The 23,346-nt window shown below is 59.0% G+C and carries 17 protein-coding genes and 1 tRNA gene; 14 read left to right on the top strand and 4 right to left on the bottom strand.

Annotation, left to right across the window (positions count from 1 at the left end; all coding sequences use genetic code 11):
- The first annotated feature begins 158 nt into the window (after positions 1–158).
- From pnp to PMI23_RS02075, 3 genes are all read left to right on the top strand, one after another.
- Positions 159–2,264 (top strand): polyribonucleotide nucleotidyltransferase, encoded by a 2,106-nt coding sequence (gene pnp, locus PMI23_RS02065; RefSeq protein WP_007915263.1) that lies wholly within the window; start codon positions 159–161, stop codon positions 2,262–2,264.
- Positions 2,265–2,393: 129 nt separating this feature from the next.
- A tRNA-Thr gene (locus tag PMI23_RS02070) sits at positions 2,394–2,469 on the top strand.
- Positions 2,470–2,780: 311 nt separating this feature from the next.
- Positions 2,781–3,926: an acyltransferase family protein gene (locus tag PMI23_RS02075; RefSeq protein ID WP_081498747.1), complete on the top strand. Its 1,146-nt coding sequence runs from the start codon at positions 2,781–2,783 to the stop codon at positions 3,924–3,926.
- 138 nt (positions 3,927–4,064) lie between these two features.
- Here PMI23_RS02075 and PMI23_RS02080 read toward each other — a convergent pair whose 3' ends face one another.
- On the bottom strand, positions 4,065–4,559 hold the full coding sequence (locus PMI23_RS02080) for a hypothetical protein (protein ID WP_007915265.1): 495 nt from the start codon (positions 4,557–4,559) through the stop codon (positions 4,065–4,067).
- A 275-nt stretch (positions 4,560–4,834) separates the two neighbouring features.
- Here PMI23_RS02080 and PMI23_RS02085 point away from each other — a divergent pair, with 275 nt between their 5' ends.
- On the top strand, positions 4,835–5,134 hold the full coding sequence (locus PMI23_RS02085; protein WP_007915266.1) for a DUF6388 family protein: 300 nt from the start codon (positions 4,835–4,837) through the stop codon (positions 5,132–5,134).
- Positions 5,135–5,185: 51 nt separating this feature from the next.
- Here the strand turns inward: PMI23_RS02085 and nadC are convergent, their stop codons facing one another.
- Positions 5,186–6,034, bottom strand: a complete 849-nt coding sequence (gene nadC, locus PMI23_RS02090) for a carboxylating nicotinate-nucleotide diphosphorylase (protein ID WP_007915269.1) — start codon at positions 6,032–6,034, stop codon at positions 5,186–5,188.
- A 389-nt stretch (positions 6,035–6,423) separates the two neighbouring features.
- Here nadC and PMI23_RS02095 point away from each other — a divergent pair, with 389 nt between their 5' ends.
- From PMI23_RS02095 to PMI23_RS02120, 6 genes are all read left to right on the top strand, one after another.
- The gene (locus PMI23_RS02095) at positions 6,424–8,604 is read left to right on the top strand and encodes a DUF1631 domain-containing protein (protein ID WP_007915271.1); all 2,181 of its coding nucleotides are present in this window, start codon (positions 6,424–6,426) and stop codon (positions 8,602–8,604) included.
- Positions 8,605–8,668: 64 nt separating this feature from the next.
- Entirely contained in the window at positions 8,669–9,229 is a 561-nt protein-coding gene (ampD, locus tag PMI23_RS02100; protein WP_007915273.1) for a 1,6-anhydro-N-acetylmuramyl-L-alanine amidase AmpD, read from the top strand.
- Positions 9,226–10,065, top strand: a complete 840-nt coding sequence (ampE, locus tag PMI23_RS02105; protein ID WP_007915275.1) for a regulatory signaling modulator protein AmpE — start codon at positions 9,226–9,228, stop codon at positions 10,063–10,065. The genes ampD and ampE overlap by 4 nt, the downstream gene beginning before the upstream one ends.
- Before the next feature lie 197 nt (positions 10,066–10,262).
- The gene (locus PMI23_RS02110; RefSeq protein ID WP_007949616.1) at positions 10,263–12,293 is read left to right on the top strand and encodes a methyl-accepting chemotaxis protein; all 2,031 of its coding nucleotides are present in this window, start codon (positions 10,263–10,265) and stop codon (positions 12,291–12,293) included.
- Positions 12,294–12,538: 245 nt separating this feature from the next.
- Entirely contained in the window at positions 12,539–12,928 is a 390-nt protein-coding gene (locus PMI23_RS02115) for a hypothetical protein (RefSeq protein WP_007915279.1), read from the top strand.
- 339 nt (positions 12,929–13,267) lie between these two features.
- Positions 13,268–13,729 (top strand): hypothetical protein, encoded by a 462-nt coding sequence (locus tag PMI23_RS02120; protein WP_007915281.1) that lies wholly within the window; start codon positions 13,268–13,270, stop codon positions 13,727–13,729.
- A gap of 226 nt (positions 13,730–13,955) precedes the next feature.
- Here the strand turns inward: PMI23_RS02120 and PMI23_RS02125 are convergent, their stop codons facing one another.
- A complete protein-coding gene (locus tag PMI23_RS02125; RefSeq protein ID WP_007915283.1) occupies positions 13,956–14,735 on the bottom strand; it encodes a TatD family hydrolase in 780 nt (259 codons plus the stop codon).
- A gap of 3 nt (positions 14,736–14,738) precedes the next feature.
- Positions 14,739–15,734 carry a catabolite repressor/activator gene (gene cra / locus PMI23_RS02130; RefSeq protein ID WP_007915285.1) on the bottom strand — a complete coding sequence of 332 codons (996 nt, stop codon included), beginning with the start codon at positions 15,732–15,734 and terminating at the stop codon, positions 14,739–14,741.
- Between the two features lie 308 nt (positions 15,735–16,042).
- Between cra and ptsP the strand changes: the two genes are divergently transcribed.
- From ptsP to PMI23_RS02150, 4 genes are all read left to right on the top strand, one after another.
- Positions 16,043–18,904: a phosphoenolpyruvate--protein phosphotransferase gene (ptsP, locus tag PMI23_RS02135; RefSeq protein ID WP_007915287.1), complete on the top strand. Its 2,862-nt coding sequence runs from the start codon at positions 16,043–16,045 to the stop codon at positions 18,902–18,904.
- Positions 18,904–19,845, top strand: a complete 942-nt coding sequence (pfkB, locus tag PMI23_RS02140) for a 1-phosphofructokinase (protein ID WP_007915289.1) — start codon at positions 18,904–18,906, stop codon at positions 19,843–19,845. Before ptsP ends, pfkB begins: the two co-directional genes overlap by 1 nt.
- 11 nt (positions 19,846–19,856) lie before the next feature.
- Positions 19,857–21,590 (top strand): PTS fructose-like transporter subunit IIB, encoded by a 1,734-nt coding sequence (locus PMI23_RS02145; protein ID WP_007915291.1) that lies wholly within the window; start codon positions 19,857–19,859, stop codon positions 21,588–21,590.
- Between the two features lie 186 nt (positions 21,591–21,776).
- Positions 21,777–23,318, top strand: a complete 1,542-nt coding sequence (locus PMI23_RS02150; protein WP_007915293.1) for an alkaline phosphatase D family protein — start codon at positions 21,777–21,779, stop codon at positions 23,316–23,318.
- Positions 23,319–23,346 lie beyond the last annotated feature (28 nt).

Consider the following 23,346-nt stretch of genomic DNA (forward strand, 5'->3'; position numbering starts at 1 on the left):
ACGTCTGCGGTTTACCGCCGACGGCTTGCAGGCTCCCAGCCTCAAGTTTTATCTGGATACACGTTTTACCCTGGACAGGCGTTGGGCCGATTCCCGACATTGCCCAAGAATTCGCAAGAAACCAGTTCCCCCAAGAGCCACAAAGAAGGTAGGACACCGTGAACCCGGTAATCAAAAAATTCCAGTTCGGTCAATCGACCGTTACCCTCGAGACTGGCCGTATCGCCCGTCAGGCCTCCGGCGCAGTATTGGTCACCGTTGACGACGACGTCAGCGTATTGGTGACTGTAGTCGGTGCAAAACAAGCCGATCCAGGCAAGGGCTTCTTCCCTCTGTCGGTTCACTACCAGGAAAAGACTTACGCTGCCGGTAAGATCCCTGGCGGTTTCTTCAAGCGTGAAGGCCGTCCTTCCGAGAAAGAAACCCTGACTTCCCGACTGATCGACCGTCCGATCCGTCCGCTGTTCCCAGAAGGCTTCATGAACGAAGTGCAGGTTGTCTGCACCGTCGTTTCCACCAGCAAAAAGACCGATCCGGACATCGCTGCGATGATCGGTACCTCGGCTGCCCTGGCCATCTCGGGCATTCCGTTCGACGGCCCGATCGGCGCCGCTCGCGTAGCTTTCCACGAAAGCACCGGCTACCTGCTGAACCCGACTTACGAGCAGCAAGCAGCTTCGAGCCTGGACATGGTCGTTGCCGGTACTTCCGACGCCGTACTGATGGTTGAATCGGAAGCCAAAGAGCTGACCGAAGACCAGATGCTGGGCGCGGTACTGTTTGCTCACGACGAGTTCCAGGTTGTGATCAACGCGGTTAAAGAACTGGCTGCCGAAGCTGCCAAGCCAACCTGGACCTGGGCTCCTGCGCCAGAAGCCACCGAACTGCTGGGCGCTATCCGTGCCGAGTTCGGCGAGGCGATCTCCCAGGCTTACACCATCACCGTCAAGGCCGACCGTTATGCGCGTCTGGGCGAGCTGAAGGATCAAGTCGTTGCCAAGCTGTCCGGTGAAGAAGGCCAGCCTTCTTCCAGCGAAGTCAAAGCCGCTTTCGGCGAAATCGAATACCGCACCGTTCGCGAAAACATCGTTAACGGCAAGCCACGTATCGACGGTCGCGACACCAAAACCGTACGTCCGCTGAACATCGAAGTCGGCGTTCTGCCGAAGACTCACGGTTCGGCGCTGTTCACCCGTGGTGAAACCCAGGCTCTGGTAGTCGCGACTCTGGGCACCGCCCGTGACGCACAGCTGCTGGACACCCTGGAAGGCGAGAAAAAAGACCCGTTCATGCTGCACTACAACTTCCCTCCGTTCTCGGTGGGCGAGTGTGGTCGCATGGGTGGCGCTGGTCGTCGTGAAATCGGTCACGGCCGTCTGGCCCGTCGTTCGGTTTCGGCCATGCTGCCAGCCGCTGACGTGTTCCCGTACACCATCCGCGTGGTTTCGGAAATCACCGAATCCAACGGTTCGAGCTCGATGGCTTCCGTTTGCGGCGCTTCCCTGGCCCTGATGGACGCTGGTGTGCCGATGAAGGCGCCGGTTGCCGGTATCGCCATGGGTCTGGTTAAAGAAGGCGAGAAATTTGCCGTCCTGACCGACATCCTCGGTGACGAAGACCACCTGGGCGACATGGACTTCAAAGTAGCCGGTACCGCCAAAGGCGTTACTGCGCTGCAGATGGACATCAAGATCAAGGGCATCACCGAAGAAATCATGGAGATCGCTCTGGGCCAAGCCCTGGAAGCGCGCCTGAATATCCTCGGTCAGATGAACCAGATCATCGGCCAGTCGCGTACCGAACTGTCGGCCAACGCTCCGACCATGATCGCGATGAAAATCGACACCGACAAGATCCGTGACGTTATCGGTAAAGGTGGCGCGACCATCCGTGCGATCTGCGAAGAAACCAAGGCTTCGATCGACATCGAAGACGACGGTTCGATCAAGATCTTCGGCGAAACCAAGGAAGCCGCTGAAGCTGCACGTCAGCGCGTTCTGGGTATCACCGCTGAAGCCGAGATCGGCAAGATCTACGTGGGCAAGGTTGAGCGCATCGTCGACTTCGGCGCATTCGTCAACATCCTGCCGGGCAAGGACGGTCTGGTGCACATCTCGATGCTGAGCGACGCTCGCGTAGAGAAAGTGACCGACATCCTGAAAGAAGGCCAGGAAGTGGAAGTGCTGGTACTGGACGTGGACAACCGCGGCCGTATCAAGCTGTCCATCAAAGACGTGGCAGCGGCCAAGGCTTCGGGCGTTTAATCAGCCCAAAGCGTTAGCGCAATAAAAATGCCCCGCCGTGAAAACGGTGGGGCATTTTTTTGTCTGTGAAATACCCGGACATTCTGCGAAGTTGCCGGACTTCAAGACCGGTGCTAGGTTTAGCCCACCGCCCGTGTAGCTCAGCCGGTAGAGCAGCGCACTCGTAACGCGAAGGTCGCAGGTTCGATTCCTGTCTCGGGCACCACATCAACGTTCTTCGGCGTTCGGCAACTTTCACACCATCATTCCTATGCCGTCGCCACCAATATCACCAAGTCCTGGTTCTTCAGATTCCATCGGCATGGCAAGTGGCGCCGTATGTCGCTAGGCATTTACCAGGAAATTACCTTAAGGAAGCCCGCGACCTGCAAAATCGCGCCTGGGCGCTAGAGCCAACGGCACAGCCTAATCGCTAAACGGTTGGTCCCAGGCAGGCACCTGTTCGCGTAGTGACCAGTGGCCAGATGCAATCGTGATAGTATCCCGAAAATTTCAGTCGACAGGGTATGTCACAAAATGAGCACAAGACAGATTGGAGGGCTAACGGCCCTCCGATTTTTTGCGGCATTCGCGATTCTTATTCACCACGCCAAAGGGAATTTTTTTCCACCGGAATTTCTGGCAGGACTTCCGCTTGATGCTGGGGTGACTTTTTTCTTCGTGTTGTCCGGTTTTATTCTTTCTCACGTTTATTCGGAAAAAGGAATTCGCGGAGGACTGTCGAGGTTTTATGTTGCTCGGTTTGCACGGCTTTGGCCAGCACATGCATTTTGCACATTGATGCTACTGGCCTGCATTCCCTATCAGCGCGAGTTGTTAGAGTCAGCCAGTAACGTCTATACACTGATTCTGAACTTGTTGATGCTGCACGCAGCAGTTCCAATTCCTGATGTCTACTTCTCGTTCAACGCTGTCTCTTGGAGTATTTCCACAGAGATATTCTTTTACATGGCGTTCCCGCTGTTGCTGCTGTGGTTCTCCAGCACGCCAGTGTTGAAGCTTTGTGCGGCAATAGCTTTTGGCGGGTTGTTCGCGTATGCGCTGGACGCGCTCGGCGTTGTCTATTACGCCGCAGATAAACTTAATCAGATTTCATCGCACGGTTTGGTTTACATCAGTCCGGTTAGTCGAATTCAAGAGTTCATGCTTGGCATTGTTTGTCAGCGGCTTTTGTCTGGTGCACAACTGGATGCAGTCAAGAAAGGTCCGGCTACTGTTCTAGAAATTCTGGCAATTCTGTCGATTATCTTTGTTACACCATTCCTAAGCTCTTCAGCGTCTGTGATCGTTGGGGCTTCGCATATTGCGTTATCTGAGTTTTTTCGGCATTCATCGATGGCGTTGCTCTTTGCCGCCGTCATCACATGCTTCTATATGGACAAAGGTATCGTGTCGCGCGCCTTGTCGTGGCGGCCCCTAGTGTTCCTTGGCGAAATCAGTTTCTCTGTTTACTTGATTCACCAAGTCGTAATCCGTCTGACGACACAGGAACAGTTACTGTCTGACTACGGCCCCTACACTCGGTTTTGGTTTGTAGCGATCACGTCCATCGCCTGTGCGGCGCTCATCTGGAAGTTCGTAGAGAAACCGTGCCAGAAGGGGATCATGCGGTTCTACGATTTAACTCGCCCGAAGCTCAAACCGTCCGAGTCTGTCAATTGAGCCGCTGGCCCTCGCAAGGAGGGCCAGCACTTCACAAAAAGTACATCGTTTAGCCAGAAGAAAATCTCAGCTCTATTTATTCAGGATAGTGCTGGGGTTTTCCGTCTGGGTTGGGGTCCTGTCTCAACACCATTTTCTCTACTTTACCTTGCGGCTCAGATCCTCGACGGTACGTTTGAGCTGATCCATCGCCCGATCCTGATCGTTGATTTTCTGCTTCAGATTCGAAATCTCGCTGCTGTTCGAGTTGGAACTGGAGCCACTGTTGCGCTTGAGGTCTTCGACCTGACGACCTAGCGTGTCCAGTTCACGGTCCTGGTCTTTGACCTTGTTTTTCAGATCATCGATTTCCTTGCCGCTGGAGCTGGAGTTCGAACCGTTGCTGCGTTTGAGCTCTTCGATCTGCCGCGACTGGTCACTGATCGTATCGCGCATTTTTTGCAGTTCGTCGACGCTGATGTCGCTTCTGATGACGACATCTTTGCCGTAATCGTTGTGAATCAGGGCAACCTTGTCGCCGTAGGAGGAACTGCTACTGCTCAACTCGACAGCCATTGCGTTTGCAGGCAGGGCCAGAACAGCCATCAGCGCGGTAGCGGGCACAACAGAGAGAATCTTCGAAAAGCTGCGCATCACTGGTTTTCCTTGTGAACAGCGGAGACGTGCCGAAGTGGCACATCGCTATGACTCGAAATCCGCATTTATGTTCCGCAGGTCAACTTTTTGTGCGAGAGATGTAAAGAGCCGTGTAATTCGTCATGCAAACGTCCTATATTCAGTGCCTGCATGAGCATCGCCCAGCAGTTTTCAGATGATCCCGAATGGTTCCGAAGGCCGGAAAAATCCGCGTCAGAGAGATCCTTGATGATCCAGATCCATCCTCCATTCTTACGATCAGCGAGAACGCCATGACCGAACTAACTCAAGAGCAACGTCACGAACAAGCGCTGGAAAAGTACAAGCTTGATGCGCCCCAGCTGCTGGAAGAGATCAAGGATCTCAGTTCCGACGATCAGAAAGACCAGATTCAGTGGGCATTCGAAGACGAAGCCGAAGCCCAGGGCCTGCAGCCGTGGGAGCTGACACTCAAGTACACGAGCACGCCGCAGGAGTTCGAGGCACAGCGCCTTGTGCTGCACAAAGAGGCGGCCGAAGTGCTGGGTGTCGAGTGGGACGAGTACTGCGAGATGAATAATCTGGTGGTCTGAAACAAAAACGCCAGCCTCAACCGGGCTGGCGTTTTTTATTGCGTGAATCCTTCAGAGGCTCAAGCGCATCGACAGGTCCACCGCTTTGACATCCTTGGTCATCGCGCCAATCGAGATGTAGTCCACCCCGGTTTCGGCGATCGGCAGCAGTGTGCTTTCGTTGATGCCGCCGCTGGCTTCCAGTTTCGCCTTGCCGCCGTTCAGGCGCACGGCTTCGCGCATGTCATCCAGGCTCAGTTCGTCGAGCATGATGATGTCGGCGCCGGCGGCCAGTGCCTCTTTCAGCTCCTCCAGACTTTCCACTTCGACTTCCACCGGTTTGCCCGGCGCAATCTTGTGCGCGGCGGCAATGGCCTGCGGGATGCCACCGCTGGCGGCGATGTGGTTTTCCTTGATCAGGAACGCGTCGTACAGACCGATGCGATGGTTGTGGCAGCCACCGCAGGTCACCGCGTATTTCTGCGCCAACCGCAGGCCTGGCAGGGTTTTTCGGGTGTCGAGCAACTTGACCTGAGTGGTGCCGACGAAATCGGCCAGGTACTGCGCGCGCGTGGCCACACCGGACAGCAGTTGCAGGAAGTTCAGCGCACTGCGTTCACCGGTCAGCAGCGAACGGGCCGGGCCTTCCAGATGAAATAGCGGTTGATTGGGCTTTACCCGCTCGCCATCGATCACTTGCCAGTGCACCGCGACCCGCGGATCAAGCTGGCGAAACACTGCATCGACCCAAGCGGTGCCGCAGATGACAGCTGCGTCGCGAGTGATGATGGTGGCTTTGGCCAGACGTTCGGCCGGGATCAGTTGCGCGGTAATGTCGCCGCTGCCGATGTCTTCGAGCAACGCACGGCGCACGTTGGCTTCGATTTCGGCGGTCAAATCGGCGAGACGTAGATTCGGCATAACGGGCTCCACAAACAAAGTGGTTCGATTATAGGGGCATGGCGCGAGCCAACCCAAGGCGAGAACGCGCGTGCCAGCCTGCATCCGGTCGATTTTCTTTGAGCAAAACCGGCCAGGCGTGGTCACTGAAAGGGGCTGTATAGGGGAAACCCTGACGGCTATGGCGCCGGGTGCAAGTTATGAAAGATAATTCGCCTTGCATTTGACGTCATAGCTTTGACGTGTAGAGCGGCCAAAGTTGTTGAGACCTGAGGGAGCGAGCTTGCTCGCGAAAGCGCAGTGTCAGTCACCAACAATGTCACTGACAGATCGCCTTCGCGAGCAAGCTCGCTCCCACAGGAGGCTTATGTTGAAAGTGACCGAACGAATCACCGTTTCAGGAGGCTTGGATGCACAACGACGGGAAAGTAGTGCCTTTGCACAAGGCTGCTACCGATCAGGCGAATCATTCGCCGCTCGCCCGCCTGCCTGTGATTCTGCTTCAGGTTCGCGACAAGGCTGCCCAGCAACTGCGTCACGGTTTGCAGGAACTGTTCGATAACGCCGACGACACACTGTTTGAAATGGCCGACCGGGCGCGCAACGACATTGAGCAGAACATCTTTTTCGAAGCCATGCGCGACCTGCGCCTCAAGCGTAAAAACATCGAGCGCGGCTTTCTTGAGCAATTCTTCGAAGCCTTCGTCGGTCTGACGCAATACGATCCCACGCACAACACGCTGCCCCATGCCTTGATATACGACGAGTTGGCCCCCCGCAGCGACGACATGGAGCGCAGCGTGGCGGTCGAGACCATGGTTGGTCGCGTACTCAAGCGTGACGGCTTCGCGCTCGATCAACTGACCGCGCGGCTTAACGCGCTGCTCGGCAACACCCTCGACGATCAACACAACCCGCTTGGCCCGGCGATGCTTTGCGAGTTTTTCCTGCAGGCCGGGCGAAACCTGGGCGTGGAGATCAAGGTCAAGCTGATCCTGCTCAAACTCTTCGAGCGTTATGTCTTGACCGACACCGAGCAGCTTTACGCCGAAGCAAATCAATTGCTGCTCGCCACCGGAGTGTTGCCCGAGCTGAAAGCGGCCCCGGCGCGCCGTGCGATTGATCGTGCGATCGCCAATGTGAACAGCGATGAAAGCGACGACACGCCGCCCGTCGACGAAGGCGTGCAGGAGGTTTTCGCCGCACTGCAGCAACTGCTCGCGCACGTCCGTGGCAGTGTCGCGCCGACGCTGGAATCCAGCGTTGCGGCGCAGCCGATTTCCACTCGCGACCTGCTGCGCCTGCTCTCGCACTTGCAACAGTACGTGCCGACGCTGGCGGCTCAGGATGACTTCGATCTGCGCAATCAGCTCGAACAACTGCTGACCCGGGTCAGCGTCAGAAGTGGCAAATCGCGGATCGTGGGCGATGCGGACGAAGACGTGATCAATCTGATTGCCATGGTCTTCGACTGCATTCTTGAAGACCGCAATGTGCCGGATTCGCTCAAGGCCCTGATCGCCCGGTTGCAGATCCCGATGCTCAAGGTCGCGGTGCTCGACAAGAGTTTCTTCAGCCGCAGCAGTCATCCGGCGCGGCGCCTGCTCAACGAAATCGCCGAGGCGGCCATGGGCTGGGGCGGCTGCGACGGTGAGGCGCGCGACAGCTTGTACCTGCGTATCGAACAAGTGGTGCAGCGTCTGCTGACCGATTTTGTCGATGATCCGGCGATTTTCTCCGAGTTACTGGCTGATTTTCTCGCCTTCACCAGCGATGAGCGCCGCCGCAGCGAGTTGCTTGAACAGCGCCTGCGTGACGCCGAAGAGGGGCGAGCGAGAACCGAGCTGGCGCGGCGCCGGGTCGAGCGGGCGTTGAATCAAGCGCTGCTGGGTAAAGTACTTCCACCGTCCGTGGTCACCTTCGTACAGGACGCCTGGAGCAAAGTATTGCTGTTGACGTGCCTCAAGCATGGTGATCAGTCAGCCGAATGGCAGGCCGATGTGCAGACCATGGAGCAATTGATCTGGAGTGTGCAGCGTCATGAAGACGCTGAATCCAGCTTGCGCTTGCTGGCACTGGTGCCGGGGTTGCTCAAGTCGCTGCGTGATGGTCTGAGCAGTTCGGCGTTTGACCCCTTTGCCACCAGCGAGTTTTTCAGTGAACTGGAAGCCCTGCATGTGCAGGTACTGGAGCGTTCCGTTGCGGCTGATCAGGCCGCGCCCATGATCGAGGTGTCGCAGCAGATCGTGCTGCAAACCGCCGACGACAGCAGCATGGCATTGACGTCGGTACGCTTGCCCCACGATGCCGCCGGTCTGCGCCAGGTCGAGCAACTGCGCCTGGGCAGTTGGGTGGCGTTTCAGGAAGACGATGAACACAGTCTGCGCTGCAAACTGGCGGCCATCATCGAAGCCACCGGCAAGTATGTATTTGTCGATCGCACCGGCATGAAGGTGCTGGAGCGCAGCCGTAGCGCGCTGGCCGTGGAATTCGAGCGCGGCGCGGTACGTGCGCTGGATGACACCTTGCTGTTCGACCGCGCGCTGGAGTCGGTGCTGGGCAATCTGCGGCGACTCAATCGCGGCAAGTGATCGCACGCCGGGGGCTGATCGCGGCATACTGGGCGCCTACACAGTCGGCGTTGAAGGAATCGGTATGCAGTTGGATCCCGCTAGCGGGTGGTGTCACGGGGTGCAGGTCTGCCCATCGCCCAACTTCAATGAACGCCCGGCGGGCGAAATTTCCCTGTTGGTCATTCACAACATCAGCCTGCCGCCGGCGCAGTTTGCCACGGGCAAGGTGCAGGAGTTTTTCCAGAATCGTCTGGATGTCACCGAACACCCCTACTTTGCCGGGATCGCTGACCTGCGCGTCTCGGCGCATTTTCTGATTGAACGTGACGGCAAGGTCACCCAGTTTGTCTCCTGTCTTGAGCGGGCGTGGCATGCCGGCGTGTCGGTCTTCGAAGGACGGGAAACCTGTAACGATTTTTCCGTGGGCATCGAGCTCGAAGGCACTGATGATCTACCGTTCACCGACGCGCAGTATCAGGCGTTGACGGCGTTGACCCGCCAATTGCAAAGCGCATTTCCGGCCATCACCGGCGCCCGCATTTGTGGGCACAGCGATATAGCACCCGGGCGTAAGACCGATCCTGGCCCGGCATTCGACTGGGCGCGTTATCGCGCAGCCCTGGCACAAGAGGAAGGACAATGAGTTTTCTGGTGTTACTGCTGGCGTTGTGGATCGAGAAGTTTTCGGCCCTGCGCCATCGGGTTCAACGCGATGGCGGATGGATCCGCGAACTGAACAAACTCGAAACCAGCGCGCGGCTGGCCAAACAGCCCTGGCTGGTGCTGACGATTCTGGTGCTGTTTCCGGTGGCGTTGCTGGCGCTGTTGCTAGTGGTGCTGGAGCCGGTGGCCTACGGCTTGCTGGCGTTGCCGGTGCATTTGCTGGTGGTGATTTACAGCCTGGGGCGCGGCGACTTGCTTGGCGGTCTTGGGCCGTTTCGCGATGCCTGGCGTCGCGAGGATCTGCAAGCGGCGGCACATGTGGCCAAACGCGATCTGAACATTTGCGCCGACAGCGGTGAGCAGTTGCTTGAAAGCGTGCAGGGGCATCTGCTGTGGCAGGCTTATCAGAGCTTTTTTGCGGTGATCTTCTGGTATTTCGTGCTCGGCCCGGTGGCGGCATTGGCGTATCGCCTGCTGGCGCTGGCCCAAGAGCACGGTCAGAACCCGGCTCTGGTCGAGCGCGCCGCGCAACTGCGGCATGCCTTCGACTGGCTGCCAGTGCGCTTGCTGGCCGCGAGTCTGGCGCTGGTCGGCAACTTTGTCGCGGTCAGTCGGGTGATGCTGCATGAATTGCTCAACTGGAATATCAGCGCGGCGCAACTGATCAATCGGGTCGGTCTGGCGGCGGGGGAGATTCCACCTCCCGTGGTCGGGCCGGACGGCATCAACACCCTCGATTGCCTGTGGGAACTGCTGCTGCGCGCGGCGGTGCTGTGGTATGCCGGGTTTGCCTTGTGGACGGTTCTGGTTCACTGATTCAGGAAAGATCAAAAGATCGCAGCCTGCGGTAGCTCCTACGAGGAGGTCTGTGTGTCGCGGGCTGCGATGTCGTTAACCTTAAGTTACAAAACCTCCCTTCGATTTGAGCTATACAGAGATGGCGCCCGATAGTGGCTATCTGCTGTCGCCCCGCGCCTGCCAATAAAAACAAGAAAAACCAAGGGAGACTTCCAGTGAAGAGCTTGCTCTATCCCGCCGTCTCGCTGATGAACCGTCTGAGCTTCGGCATGAAGTTCAGCCTGATCAGCGTGCTGTTCCTGGTGCCGATGCTGGTGACCAATTTCTATCTGGTGCGCGATTCCTATCGCGAATTCCAGGGCACTCGGGTCGAACTGCAAAGCCTCGATCTGCTGGGCAGCAGCCTGGCCCTGCGCCGGGATCTGGAAACCCTCAACAATCTGGTGCAGATCAACGTCACCCTCGGCCAGTCCGGCAAGGCCGGCAATGTCGAGGCGCAGATCACCACCCTCGAGCAAGCGGTTTTGACGCGCTTGCAAGGGCTGACAGCGATGACCGACGATCCCCAACAGATTCAGGTGTTCGACGGCAAACGCGATGAAATGATCGCCGCGTTCAAGGCCCAGCAAACGGAAAACTCGCTGCAAAGCAAAAGCGCGCTGATCGGCAAATTGTTGGCCAGTGCGCAGATTTTCAGCCAGATCGTCAGCAGTCAGGCCGGACTCAGCCGCGATAATCAGAGCGATATCCGTCAGCTCAGCGAACTGGTCACCCTGATCACGCCGACCGTCACGCAAACCCTCGGCGAAGGCCGGGCCATGGGTTCGTATTCATTGGGCCAGGGTTTTCTTAACAGTTCGTCGAGCACGCGTTTTGATGAGCTGATGGTGCAGATCGAAAAACTCCAGGCCGAATACGGCCTGAAGCTGCAGGACGCCCTCGGCTCCAGCAAAGCCGCGCGGGAAAACCTCAGCGCGGCGGCCGAGAGCAGCAAGGGCTCGCTGAAACAGGCCAGCGAACTGTTCGAAGAACAAGTGGTGATGGCTGACACGCTCGATGCACCGTGGCAGGCGTTTTACGATCAGGTCACCGGGCTGATCGACCGGACTTACCAGCTCAACGAAGCCACGTTGAAATTCCTCGACACTCAATTGCAGCAACGTCTGGCGCAAAACCGCACGCACATGGTCTTGCAGGCGGTGGCGCTGTCGGTGGTGTTTGTGCTGATTTTCTACCTTTACGGTGGTTTCTACGCCTCGACCCGCACCACGCTGAAACGCTTGGGCGCGATGATGGACAAGGTCGCGGCCGGCGACATGACGGTCAACTTCAAGGCCAACAGTCGCGATGAATTGGGTGAGTTGGGCGAAGTGTTCAATGGCACGGTGCGCAAGATTCATGACTTGATCGAGCGCGTGGGGCAGACCGTCGCCGAGGTCGAGCGCCAGGCCGGGCAGGTTGAAAGCGTCTCGGCGCAAAGCAACCAGGCGGTCGCCGGACAGCGCACGCAGATTGAGCAAGTGGCGACGGCGATGAATCAGATGTCGGCAACCTCACTGGAGGTGGCGCGCAGTGCCGCCGCAGCGGTGAGCAGTGCCCACAGTGTGAATGACGAGACTATCAGCGGTCGCGGTCTGGTCGAATCACAACAGGGCAGCATTGCCGCGCTGGCCAGCGAAATCGATCAGTCGGTGTTGGTGATCAACCAGTTGGCCAGTGACAGCCAGGCGATCAGTCGCGTACTGGAAGTGATCAAGAGCATCGCCGAACAAACCAACTTGCTCGCGCTCAACGCCGCGATCGAAGCAGCCCGTGCTGGCGAGCAGGGACGCGGTTTTGCTGTGGTTGCCGACGAAGTGCGCACCCTGGCCAAACGCACCCAGCAATCGACCGAAGAAATCGAACAGATGATCGCCAAACTGCACGGCGGCGTCGGCGCGGCGGTGAAAGCCATGGGCGTCAGCCATCAGATGGCCAATGGCACGGTCGGGCAGTCGGAGAAGGTCCAGCAGGCGCTGGAAAACATCCTCGGCGCGGTGGGCATGATCGTCGATCAGAACCAGCAGATCGCCGCTGCGGTTGAACAGCAAACGGCAGTGGCCCACGACATCGACCAGAACATTGTCGAGATCAACCGCGCCGGCGAACGTACGGCGCAAGGTGCGCACCAGACCGAAGATGCCAGCCGGGCGTTGTCGGCCCAGGTGGTAGAACTCAAACAGCTGATCAGCGCCTTCCGCGTCTGAGGCACGCACGAAACCTGTGGGAGCGAGCCTGCTCGCGAATGCAATCTGTCAGTGACATCTCTGTCACCTGACACATCGCCTTCGCGAGCAGGCTCGCTCCCACCGGGTTCTGGGTTATATCAGAACCTTTTGTAGTACTTTTTCACTTCGGCCCGTAAGCCCAATCCTGTTTCTCTGCAGACTCTGGCATTTCCCCTGCAATGAGCCAGTATCCATACCCAATCGTTCGGTAGAGGAGGCCGCTCATGTCTGCCGCAACTCTGGGAGTCCAGGGCCGTTGTGCTCATTGCCAGACCACGCTGCTGCTCAAACCGTGGCAACTCAATGCCATCTCGATCAATGAACCGTTCAGCTGCGAGCAGTGCCAGCAAGCGCTGGAGCTGCGTTGCCCGCAACAGATCAAGCGCTTCAAGTCCCTCGATTCACTGGCGCTACTGCGTTTCAGCGCTTCAGTAACAGTCTGCACCGCGCTGCTGGTGGCGTTGGCGATGGAATGGGTGGGATTGCTTAGCGTCACCGAGCAACTGAACGCATCACTGATCACGATCTTCGTGTACTTCGTGGTCGTCCGTTACGCGCGCCAGCGTCAGCATCTGACGCTGGTTCTGGAGGCCGCCAAGGCGCATGCCGACTGATTTGTAGGCGCTGTCGAGTGAAAAGAGGCTGCGATCTGTTGATCTTTTCTTCAAGCCAGGATCAAAAGAGCAATCACTCGATGCATGCATAACGCCTGCGGCCACCTCAACGCTATCGGTGGGCTGAGTGAATGTTATCGGCAGGAAATAATTGGCAACGGGAACAGTTGAACGCTATGTGATCAGGTATAAAAAACACCGCAAGATCAGCGATAGCCGTTTGTCGGGACTGTCAGGTTTGACAGTAGAGCATGATGAAATAGTCAGATTTACTAATGTTGGCCTAACAAAGGCTGCACTTATATTTCGACTATTGTTATCCCGATCCATGGAGCGATCATGAAAGATAAAGATGCTACTCCCGGCTCTACAAAAAACATCGAGAACGTCACTGAGAAAAATATTCTCACGAGCGAGGAGATTGATAAGTTATCCAAAGGTGCAAAAACCTACGAGGGGATTTTGATTGCGGATAATAGAGTCTATCGTGGGCAAATTAAATATACTTACTGGTGGGGTAATGACGGCGGAATGTTTTATTGCTATGCGTCCCACTACACCATTAATGATCCAGACGGTTTTAGCCGGCATAAGGCGAACATCCATTTCAGTTTTGATTCAAACCAGTGGTGGGGAATCGACTCTCCGGACAGCATGCGCCAAGACAATCAATGGAATCCTTGGCGCGTCGGAGGTTATATAGGGGCAAATAGACGAGCCCGCGTTTATGTCAGATTCGTTTTTGACCTTCCCTTCGCAGATGTGAGTGGAGAAAACTCCATTTATTATACGTACCCTTGACAGCAATATACTGTGTGAGGGGTAAGTCGAAGTCTGGTTGTCTTGCTCGACATGTAAGGAAGCAGTCAGGTATGCGAGCGGCTGTTGTTGGGTTTGTGGTGTCGAAGCAGTCGTTCGTTTTGTTTTTTATTTTTATAAGGTTTTTGTTAGAGTCGCGGGCCTTTTAAGGTTAGTGGTTGGGGCATTCAAGGCTATTCGCGTTTACAAGAGCTGAACCCGATATGGTCTAATGCCAATCAAATAATTCCTCGATATTAGCGGTACTTTGTCTGGCCAATTGCTGGGTTGTGATGCTCATCAACTCGGCCAGCACCTCACAAATCGCCGGCAAATGCGCCGGGCTGTTGCGCTGACCGGGAAACATCGCGGGCGCCATGTCCGGCGAATCGGTTTCCAGCACGATCGACTCCAGCGGCAATTGCGCAATCACTCGATGCATGCGCAACGCCTGTGGCCAGGTCGGCGCGCCGCCCAGACCCAGTTTGAAACCCAGTTTGATGTACTCCCGCGCTTCTTCACGGCTGCCGGCAAAGGCGTGGATGATTCCCGCGCGTTTGAGCTTGAAGCGTTTGAGCGTTGAGATCACTGCCGCATGACTACGGCGAACGTGGATTAATGCCGGTAATTCGAAATCCGCGGCCAGTTGTAGCTGCGCCTCGAACAGCGCCTGTTGCCGCTCGCGGTCGAGGGTTTCGATGAAGTAATCCAGACCGATCTCGCCCACCGCACACAACTGCCGATGACCGCGCAATCGCGTCAGCCAATCTCCGAGTGCCGACAAATCTTCGGGGCGATGCTGATCGAGATACACCGGGTGCAGACCGAATGCCGCGTATAAATCCGCATCGCTCTGCACCAGATCCCACACCCGTTGCCAATTACCCTCATGGACACCCAACACCACCATCCGCCGCACCCCGAGGGCGCGGCTTTCGGCGAGCAACGCCGAGCGGTCGGCGTCGAAGTCGGGGAAGTCGAGGTGGGTGTGGCTGTCGATCAGCTCCACGGCTCAGTCCCGGTGAATACGCTGCTTGAAGGTGCGCGCAATGGCCTGCACGCCAGGCTTGTACTCCGACTGCTCGACAGCGGCCAGCGCCAGTTCCAGCGCCTGGTCGGCGATCAACTGGTGTTGCTGGGCCATGGCGTTGACCGGCAGCGGCAGGAAATCCAGCAACTGCGTATCGCCGAAGGTGCCGAGGCGCAGCGGCCGCGATTTCAGCGGGAAGTCATGCAGCGCATCGAACACGCCTTGTAGCAGCACGTAGGAAGTCGTCACCAACGCGTCGGGCAAATGTCCCAGACGTTGCAGGAGTTCTTCCATCAGTTGCTTGCCGCACTCACGGCTGAAGGATTCGGCGTGTTCGACCAGCACTTCGCCTTTGAAGTCGACCAGCGCCTCTTTGAAACCGGCGGCACGTTCCTGGCTGATGCTCAGTTCCGGGCGCGCGCCGAGCAGCACAATCTGCTTCGGTTGCGGATCGAGCAGGCTCTGGGTCAGGTGCAGGCTGGCTTCGCGGTCGTCACTGATCACCGAGCAGAAATGTTCCGGCTCCATGACCCGGTCGATGGCGATGATCGGCAGCCCTTTGGCCTGCAACTGCCGATAGCTGTCATCGCCGGCGGGCAGGCAACTGGCGACGATCAACGCATCACAACGACGCGCGCGGAACAGTTGCAGCAACTGCCGCTCGCTGTCCGGCGCATCGTCGGAGCTGGCGATCAGTAATTGATAGCCGCGCGCTCGCGCACCTTGTTCGAGCAGCTTGGCGATCCGCGCGTAACTGGGGTTTTCCAGATCCGGCAGAATAAAGCCCAGCGTGCGCGTATGCCGACTGCGCAGCCCGGCCGCTTGAGGGTTTGGCGTGAAGCCGTGCAGATCGACCACCGCCCGCACCCGCTCGACGGTGGCGTTACTGATGCGTTGCTGTTCGGCCTTGCCGTTGATGACGTAGCTGGCGGTGGTCACGGACACTCCGGCCAACCGCGCGATATCACTGAGTTTCAACCCGGGATTTCCTTGTTTTTTCGAGCTTGCCGCGACATTTTCGCCAATCCTACCCGATTAGGGCAGGCGACTATTGTCGCAGCGCATCCGACAAGTTGGACTTCAAGGATGGGACATTATCGAGTAACGTGCCGATCAATCTAGATTAAACGTTTCAGCAAGCGTATTTTCTACGTTTTAGACGTCTTTGGCCGGTTCTGCCGTGAAACCGCCAAAACTGCCGCTGAAAAGCAAAGCGGTAAAGCGCCTAAGCTGCAAACCATCCAAAACAATACCTGGCACTCATGAAGCGCCAAAAAGGAGATCGCATGCTCGAGCTCACTATAGAGCAGATATCCATGGGCCAATCGGCTGTGGATAAACCCGCTGCCCTGCAACTGCTCGCCAATCACCTGGTGGCCGATGGTCTGGTTGCCGACGGTTACCTCGCTGGATTGCAGGCACGGGAAGCCCAGGGCTCGACCTTTCTCGGTCAAGGTATTGCCATTCCCCACGGGACCCCGGAAACCCGCGATCAGGTGTTCGCCACTGGCGTGCGCCTGATGCAGTTCCCGGAAGGCGTGGATTGGGGCGATGGCCAGATCGTTTATCTGGCGATTGGCATTGCCGCCAAATCCGACGAACACCTGCGCCTGCTGCAACTGCTGACCCGTGCCCTCGGCGAGACCGATCTGGGCCAGGCCCTGCGTCGCGCCAGTTCACCTGAGGCGCTGCTGAAATTGCTGCAAGGCGCGCCGCAGGAACTGGCGCTCGATGCGCAGATGATTGGCCTCGGTGTCTCGGCCGACGATTTCGAAGAACTGGTCTGGCGTGGCGCGCGTCTGCTGCGTCAGGCCGATTGTGTGAGCAACGGTTTTGCCGGCGTGTTGCAGCAGGTCGAAGCGCTGCCGCTGGGCGATGGTTTGTGGTGGCTGCACAGCGAGCAAACGGTGAAGCGTCCGGGCCTGGCGTTTGTTACGCCGGACAAACCGATGCGCTACCTCGGTCAGCCGCTTAGCGGTCTGTTCTGCCTGGCCAGCCTCGGCGAGGCACATCAAGCGTTGCTTGAACGCCTGTGTGCGTTGCTGATCGAAGGTCGCGGCCATGAATTGGGCCGCGCTACCAGCAGTCGCAAAGTTCTCGAAGTGCTCGGCGGTGAATTGCCCGCCGACTGGCCGAGCGCGCGTATTGCCCTGGCCAACGCCCACGGTCTGCACGCGCGCCCGGCGAAGATCCTCGCGCAACTGGCGAAGAGTTTTGATGGCGAGATTCGCGTGCGCATCGTCGACGGTCAGGACAGCGCCGTGTCGGTGAAGAGTCTGAGCAAACTGCTCAGCCTTGGCGCCCGTCGTGGTCAGGTGCTGGAGTTGATCGCCGAGCCGAGCATTGCCGCCGACGCTTTGCCGGCACTCTTGGCCGCTATCGAAGAGGGTCTCGGCGAAGAAGTCGAGCCGCTGCCAGCGGTGAGCCAGCAACGCGAAGTCATCGCCGACATCGCCGAAGTGCTGCTCGCCCCGGCCTCCGGCAGCCAGTTGCAAGCAATCCCGGCGGCACCCGGCATCGCTATCGGCCCGGCACACATCCAGGTGCAGCAAACCATCGATTATCCGCTGCGGGGCGAGTCCGCTGCCATCGAACGCGAACGTCTCAAGCAAGCGCTCAGCGATGTGCGCAGCGATATTCAGGGCCTGATCGAGCGCAGCAAAGCCAAAGCCATCCGCGAGATCTTCATCACCCATCAGGAAATGCTCGACGACCCGGACCTCACCGACGAAGTCGACACCCGCCTCAAACAAGGCGAAAGCGCCGAAGCGGCATGGATGGCGGTGATCGAAGCGGCGGCCAAACAGCAGGAATCGTTGCAGGACGCCTTGCTCGCCGAGCGTGCGGCGGATCTGCGTGACATCGGTCGCCGCGTGCTGGCGCAACTGTGTGGCGTGCAGACCGCGAGCGAGCCTGAACAACCGTACATTCTGGTGATGGACGAAGTCGGCCCGTCCGACGTCGCGCGGCTGGACCCGGCGCGTGTCGCGGGGATTCTCACCGCACGCGGCGGCGCCACCGCGCACAGTGCAATCGTTGCGCGAGCGCTCGGGATTCCGGCGCTGGTTGGCGCTGGCGCGGCAGTGTTGCTGCTGCAACCGGGCACGCCATTGCTGCTCGACGGCCAACGCGGTCGCCTGCACGTCGACGCCGATGCCGCGACTCTGCAACGCGCCACCGAAGAACGCGATACCCGCGAACAACGGCTGAAGATTGCCGCCGAACAACGTCATCAACCGGCACACACCACCGACGGTCACGCCGTCGAAGTCTTTGCCAACATTGGCGAAAGCGCTGGCGTGATCAGCGCGGTGGAGCAGGGCGCCGAAGGCATCGGTCTGCTGCGTACCGAACTGATTTTCATGGCCCATCCGCAAGCACCGGACGAAGCCACGCAAGAAGCCGAATACCGCCGCGTCCTCGATGGCCTCGCCGGTCGACCGCTGGTGGTGCGTACGCTGGACGTCGGTGGCGACAAACCGCTGCCGTATTGGCCGATTGCCAAGGAAGAAAACCCGTTCCTCGGCGTGCGCGGCATTCGCCTGACCTTGCAGCGCCCACAGATCATGGAAGCGCAATTGCGCGCCTTGCTGCGTTCGGCGGATAACCGTCCGTTGCGGATCATGTTCCCGATGGTCGGCAGCGTCGAAGAATGGCGTCAGGCCCGCGACATGACCGAGCGTCTGCGCCTGGAAATCCCGGTGGCCGATCTGCAACTGGGGATCATGATCGAAGTGCCGTCCGCCGCGTTGCTGGCGCCGGTGCTGGCCAAGGAAGTCGACTTCTTCAGCGTCGGCACTAACGACCTGACCCAGTACACACTAGCCATCGACCGTGGTCACCCGACGCTGTCGGCGCAGGCCGACGGCTTGCACCCGGCGGTGCTGCAACTGATCGACATCACCGTGCGCGCGGCCCATGCCCATGGCAAATGGGTCGGCGTCTGTGGCGAACTGGCGGCGGACCCGCTGGCGGTGCCGGTGCTGGTCGGCCTCGGTGTCGATGAACTCAGCGTCTCTGGCCGCAGCATTGCCGAAGTCAAGGCACGCATCCGCGAACTCAGCCTGACCCAGGCGCAAACCCTTGCTCAACAGGCCCTGGCCGTGGGCAGCGCGAATGAAGTGCGCGCATTAGTGGAGGCCCTGTAATGGCCAAGATTCTTACCCTGACCCTCAACCCGGCGCTCGACCTCACCGTCGAACTGCCACGCCTGGAGGCCGGTCAGGTCAATCGCAGCGACGAGATGCACACCCACGCCGCCGGTAAAGGCGTGAACGTCGCGCAAGTGCTGGCCGACCTTAGTCATCAACTGACGGTCAGCGGTTTTCTCGGCGAAGACAATCTGCAAGCGTTCGAAACCCTGTTCGCCAAACGCGGATTTGTCGACGCGTTTATCCGTGTGCCGGGCGAGACGCGCAGCAATATCAAAGTGGCGGAGCAGAGTGGGCGCATCACCGACATCAACGGCCCGGGACCGGTGGTCGATGCCGCCGCGCAGCAGGCGTTGCTGGAGCGTCTGGTGCAGATCGCACCGGGTCACGATGCGGTGGTGGTCGCCGGCAGTTTGCCGCGTGGCGTCACGGCGCAGTGGTTGCGTGAACTGATCGAACGGCTCAACCAGCTCGGTTTGAAAGTCGCTCTCGACTCCAGCGGCGAAGCGTTGCGCGAAGCGTTGAAAGCCAGTCCATGGCTGATCAAACCGAACACTGAAGAGCTCGCCGATGCACTCGGTTGTGACGTGGTTTCACACGCAGCGGAAGCGCAAGCGGCGGCGCGTTTGCATGCCCAAGGCATCGAGCACGTGGTGATTTCCCACGGTGCTGACGGTGTGAATTGGTTCAGCGTCGGTTCGGCACTGCACGCCACGCCGCCGAAGGTCAGCGTCGCCAGCACGGTCGGTGCCGGCGATTCGTTGCTGGCCGGCATGCTCCACGGTCTGCTCAGCGCCGACACGCCTGAACAAACCCTGCGCACCGCCACCGCGATTGCGGCGATGGCGGTGACCCAGATCGGTTTTGGCATCAACGACGCTGCGCAACTGGCGCAGCTCGAACAGGGCGTGCGCGTGCGCCCCCTGACAGAACAATAAGAGGGTTTGTCATGAAATTAGCCATTGTTACGGCTTGCCCGAACGGCATGGTCACCAGTGTGCTGTGCGCGCGCTTGCTCGATGCGGCGGCGCAGCGTCAGGGCTGGAGCACCAGCGTTGAAGTGGTCGATGCGGCGCACCCCGAACGCGAATTGTCGGCGGCGACCATTGCAGCGGCCGAGTGGGTTTTGCTGGTCGCCACAGGCGCGGTCGACATGACGCGTTTTGTCGGTAAACGGGTTTTCCAGATTGCCCCGGCACAAGCGCTGCAGGATGTCGAAGCGGTGCTGCGTCGTGGAGTTGAAGAGGCTGAAGTTTACGTCGCCGGCGCTGCTGAACCGGTTGCTGATGCGCCGCGCGCGCCACGTCTCGTCGCTATCACTGCGTGCCCGACCGGTGTCGCCCACACCTTCATGGCGGCCGAAGCCCTACAGCAAACCGCCAAGCGTCTGGGTTACGAACTGCAGGTCGAAACCCAAGGCTCGGTGGGCGCGAAAACCCCGTTGAGTGCAGCGGCAATTGCCGACGCAGACGTGGTGTTGCTGGCAGCGGACATCGAAGTCGCCACCGAGCGTTTCGCCGGCAAGAAAATCTATCGTTGCGGCACCGGGATCGCCTTGAAGCAGTCCGAAGCCACACTGAAAAAAGCCTTGGCCGAAGGTGCGGTGGAAAGCGCGGCGGCTGACGGCAAAGCTCCGGCGAAGCAAGAGAAGACCGGCATCTACAAACACCTGCTGACCGGCGTGTCGTTCATGCTGCCGATGGTGGTGGCCGGCGGTTTGATGATCGCGCTGTCGTTTGTGTTCGGCATCACCGCGTTCAAGGAAGAAGGCACGCTGGCCGCTGCGTTGATGCAGATCGGTGGCGAGACCGCGTTCAAATTGATGGTGCCGCTGCTGGCCGGATACATCGCTTACTCGATCGCCGACCGTCCGGGCCTGGCGCCGGGGATGATTGGCGGCTTGCTCGCGAGTACGTTGGGTGCTGGTTTTATCGGTGGCATCGTCGCCGGTTTCATCGCCGGTTATGCGGCCAAGGCGATCAGTCGATATGTCGCCTTGCCGCAAAGTCTCGAAGCACTGAAACCGATTCTGATCATCCCGTTGTTCGCCAGCCTGTTTACCGGTCTGGTGATGATCTACGTGGTCGGCAAACCGGTCGCCGGCATGCTCGGGGCGCTCACGCATTTCCTCGACAGCATGGGCACCACCAACGCGATTCTGCTCGGTGTGTTGCTCGGCGGCATGATGTGCGTCGACCTCGGCGGGCCGATCAACAAAGCCGCGTATGCGTTCTCGGTGGGGCTGCTGGCGTCGCAGAGTTATGCGCCGATGGCCGCGACCATGGCCGCGGGCATGGTGCCGCCAATCGGGCTTGGTATCGCCACGTTTATTGCGCGGCGCAAGTTCGCTCAGACTGAGCGCGAAGCCGGTAAAGCAGCGCTGGTGCTGGGGCTGTGCTTTATCTCCGAAGGGGCGATTCCGTTTGCCGCGAAAGACCCGTTGCGGGTGATCCCGGCGAGCATCGCCGGCGGTGCATTGACCGGTGCGCTGTCGATGTATTTCGGCTGCAAACTAATGGCGCCACACGGTGGCTTGTTTGTATTGGCGATTCCGAATGCGATCAACCATGCGTTGTTGTATTTGCTGGCGATTGTCGCCGGGAGTTTGTTGACCGCTGTGGTCTATGCGACGGTCAAACGCCCGGAAGCCGTCGAGCTGGCGCTGGAACCCGCCAAGGCCTGACTGACAACACAAATCCCCTGTGGGAGTGAGCCTGCTCGCGATATCGGTCTGTCAGTGACATGAGTGTCGGCTGATACACCGCTATCGCGAGCAGGCTCACTCCTACAATTGGTTCTGCGGTGTGTCTGGTGTCATGTGTGTTTCATGATCGCGTGCTTAAGTTTTCCTTTTTTCAGGGAGAACATCATGATCGATTTCAACCCCGGTCGCCGGCGTGTCATGCAAGTCGTTGGCGCCGGTCTGCTGATGCCAAGCCTGGCGCCGGCAGTGATTGCCTCGGTCAAGGATCGCCCGCAGTTGACCGACGGCGTGCAGTCCGGCGACCTGCAAGGCGACCGCGCGATGATCTGGAGCCGCGGCGATCGCCCGGCGCATATGGTGGTCGAGTGGGACACCCGCAGCCAGTTTCGCCATCCCCGCCGAGTGGTCTCGGCGCTCGCCGATGCGCGCACAGATTTCACCGCTCGGGTCGAGCTCACCGGGCTGCCCGCCGATCAGGCGATTTTCTATCGCGTGTATTTCAAGGACGCCCGCACCGGCGTCGCCAGCGAACCATGGTTGGGTCACCTGCGCAGCGCTCCGACGGCGCGGCGCAATATTCGTTTCGTCTGGAGCGGTGACACCGTCGGCCAGGGCTTCGGCATCAACCCGGACATCGGCGGCATGCGCATCTACGAAGCCATGCGTCTGCGCCTGCCGGACTTCTTTATCCACAGCGGCGACACCATCTATGCCGACGGCCCCGTACCCGCGCAGCTCACCACCGAAGGTGGCCGCATCTGGCGCAACCTCACCACCGAAGCCAAGAGCAAAGTCGCACAGACCCTCGACGATTATCGCGGCAACTACCGCTACAACCTGATGGACGAAAACATCCGTCGCTTCAACGCCGAAGTGCCGCAGATCTGGCAGTGGGACGACCATGAAGTGGTCAACAACTGGTCGCCGGGCAAGCAGCTCGACGAGCGCTATCAGGAGAAAGATATCCACACCCTGGTCGGGCGCGCACGCAAGGCGTGGCTGGAATACTCGCCGATGCGTTTGCAGGCTGCCGACGGCGGCGGGCGGATTTATCGCAAGATCAGTTACGGCCCGATGCTCGATGTGTTCGTGCTCGACATGCGCAGTTATCGCGGCGCCAATGACGACAACCTCGGCGCGGCGAAACCGTTCCTGGGGCGTGAGCAACTGAACTGGCTCAAGCGCGGTTTGAGGAAATCCAAAGCCCAGTGGAAGGTCATCGCCGCCGACATGCCGATCGGCCTTGGCGTGCCGGATGGCGAGGTCAGCCCGGGTGTCGCGCGTTGGGAAGCGGTGGCTAACGGTGATCCGGGACCGGCGCAGGGGCGCGAGGTGGAAATCGCCGAGTTGCTCGGCTATCTGCGTGCGCAGCAGGTGCGCAATTTTGTCTTCCTCACGGCAGATGTGCATTACTGCGCGGCCCATCACTATCACCCGGATCGCGCGGCGTTTCAGGATTTCGAGCCGTTCTGGGAGTTTGTCGCCGGGCCGTTGAATGCCGGGAGCTTTGGGCCTAATCCGCTGGATAAAACCTTTGGCCCGGAAGTGGTGTTCGAGAAGGCACCGCCAGCGCAGAACACTTCGCCGTTTGCCGGGTTTCAGTTTTTTGGCGAGGTGAATATTGAAGGGGGGAGTGGGGAGATGAGTGTGGTGTTGCGGGATTTGAATGGGGTGGCGGTTTTTGAGAAAAAATTGCAGCCCGCTTGAAGATCAAAAGCTAACCCTCACCCCAGCC

This window comes from Pseudomonas sp. GM24 (assembly GCF_000282235.1).
Taxonomy (GTDB): Bacteria; Pseudomonadota; Gammaproteobacteria; order Pseudomonadales; family Pseudomonadaceae; genus Aquipseudomonas.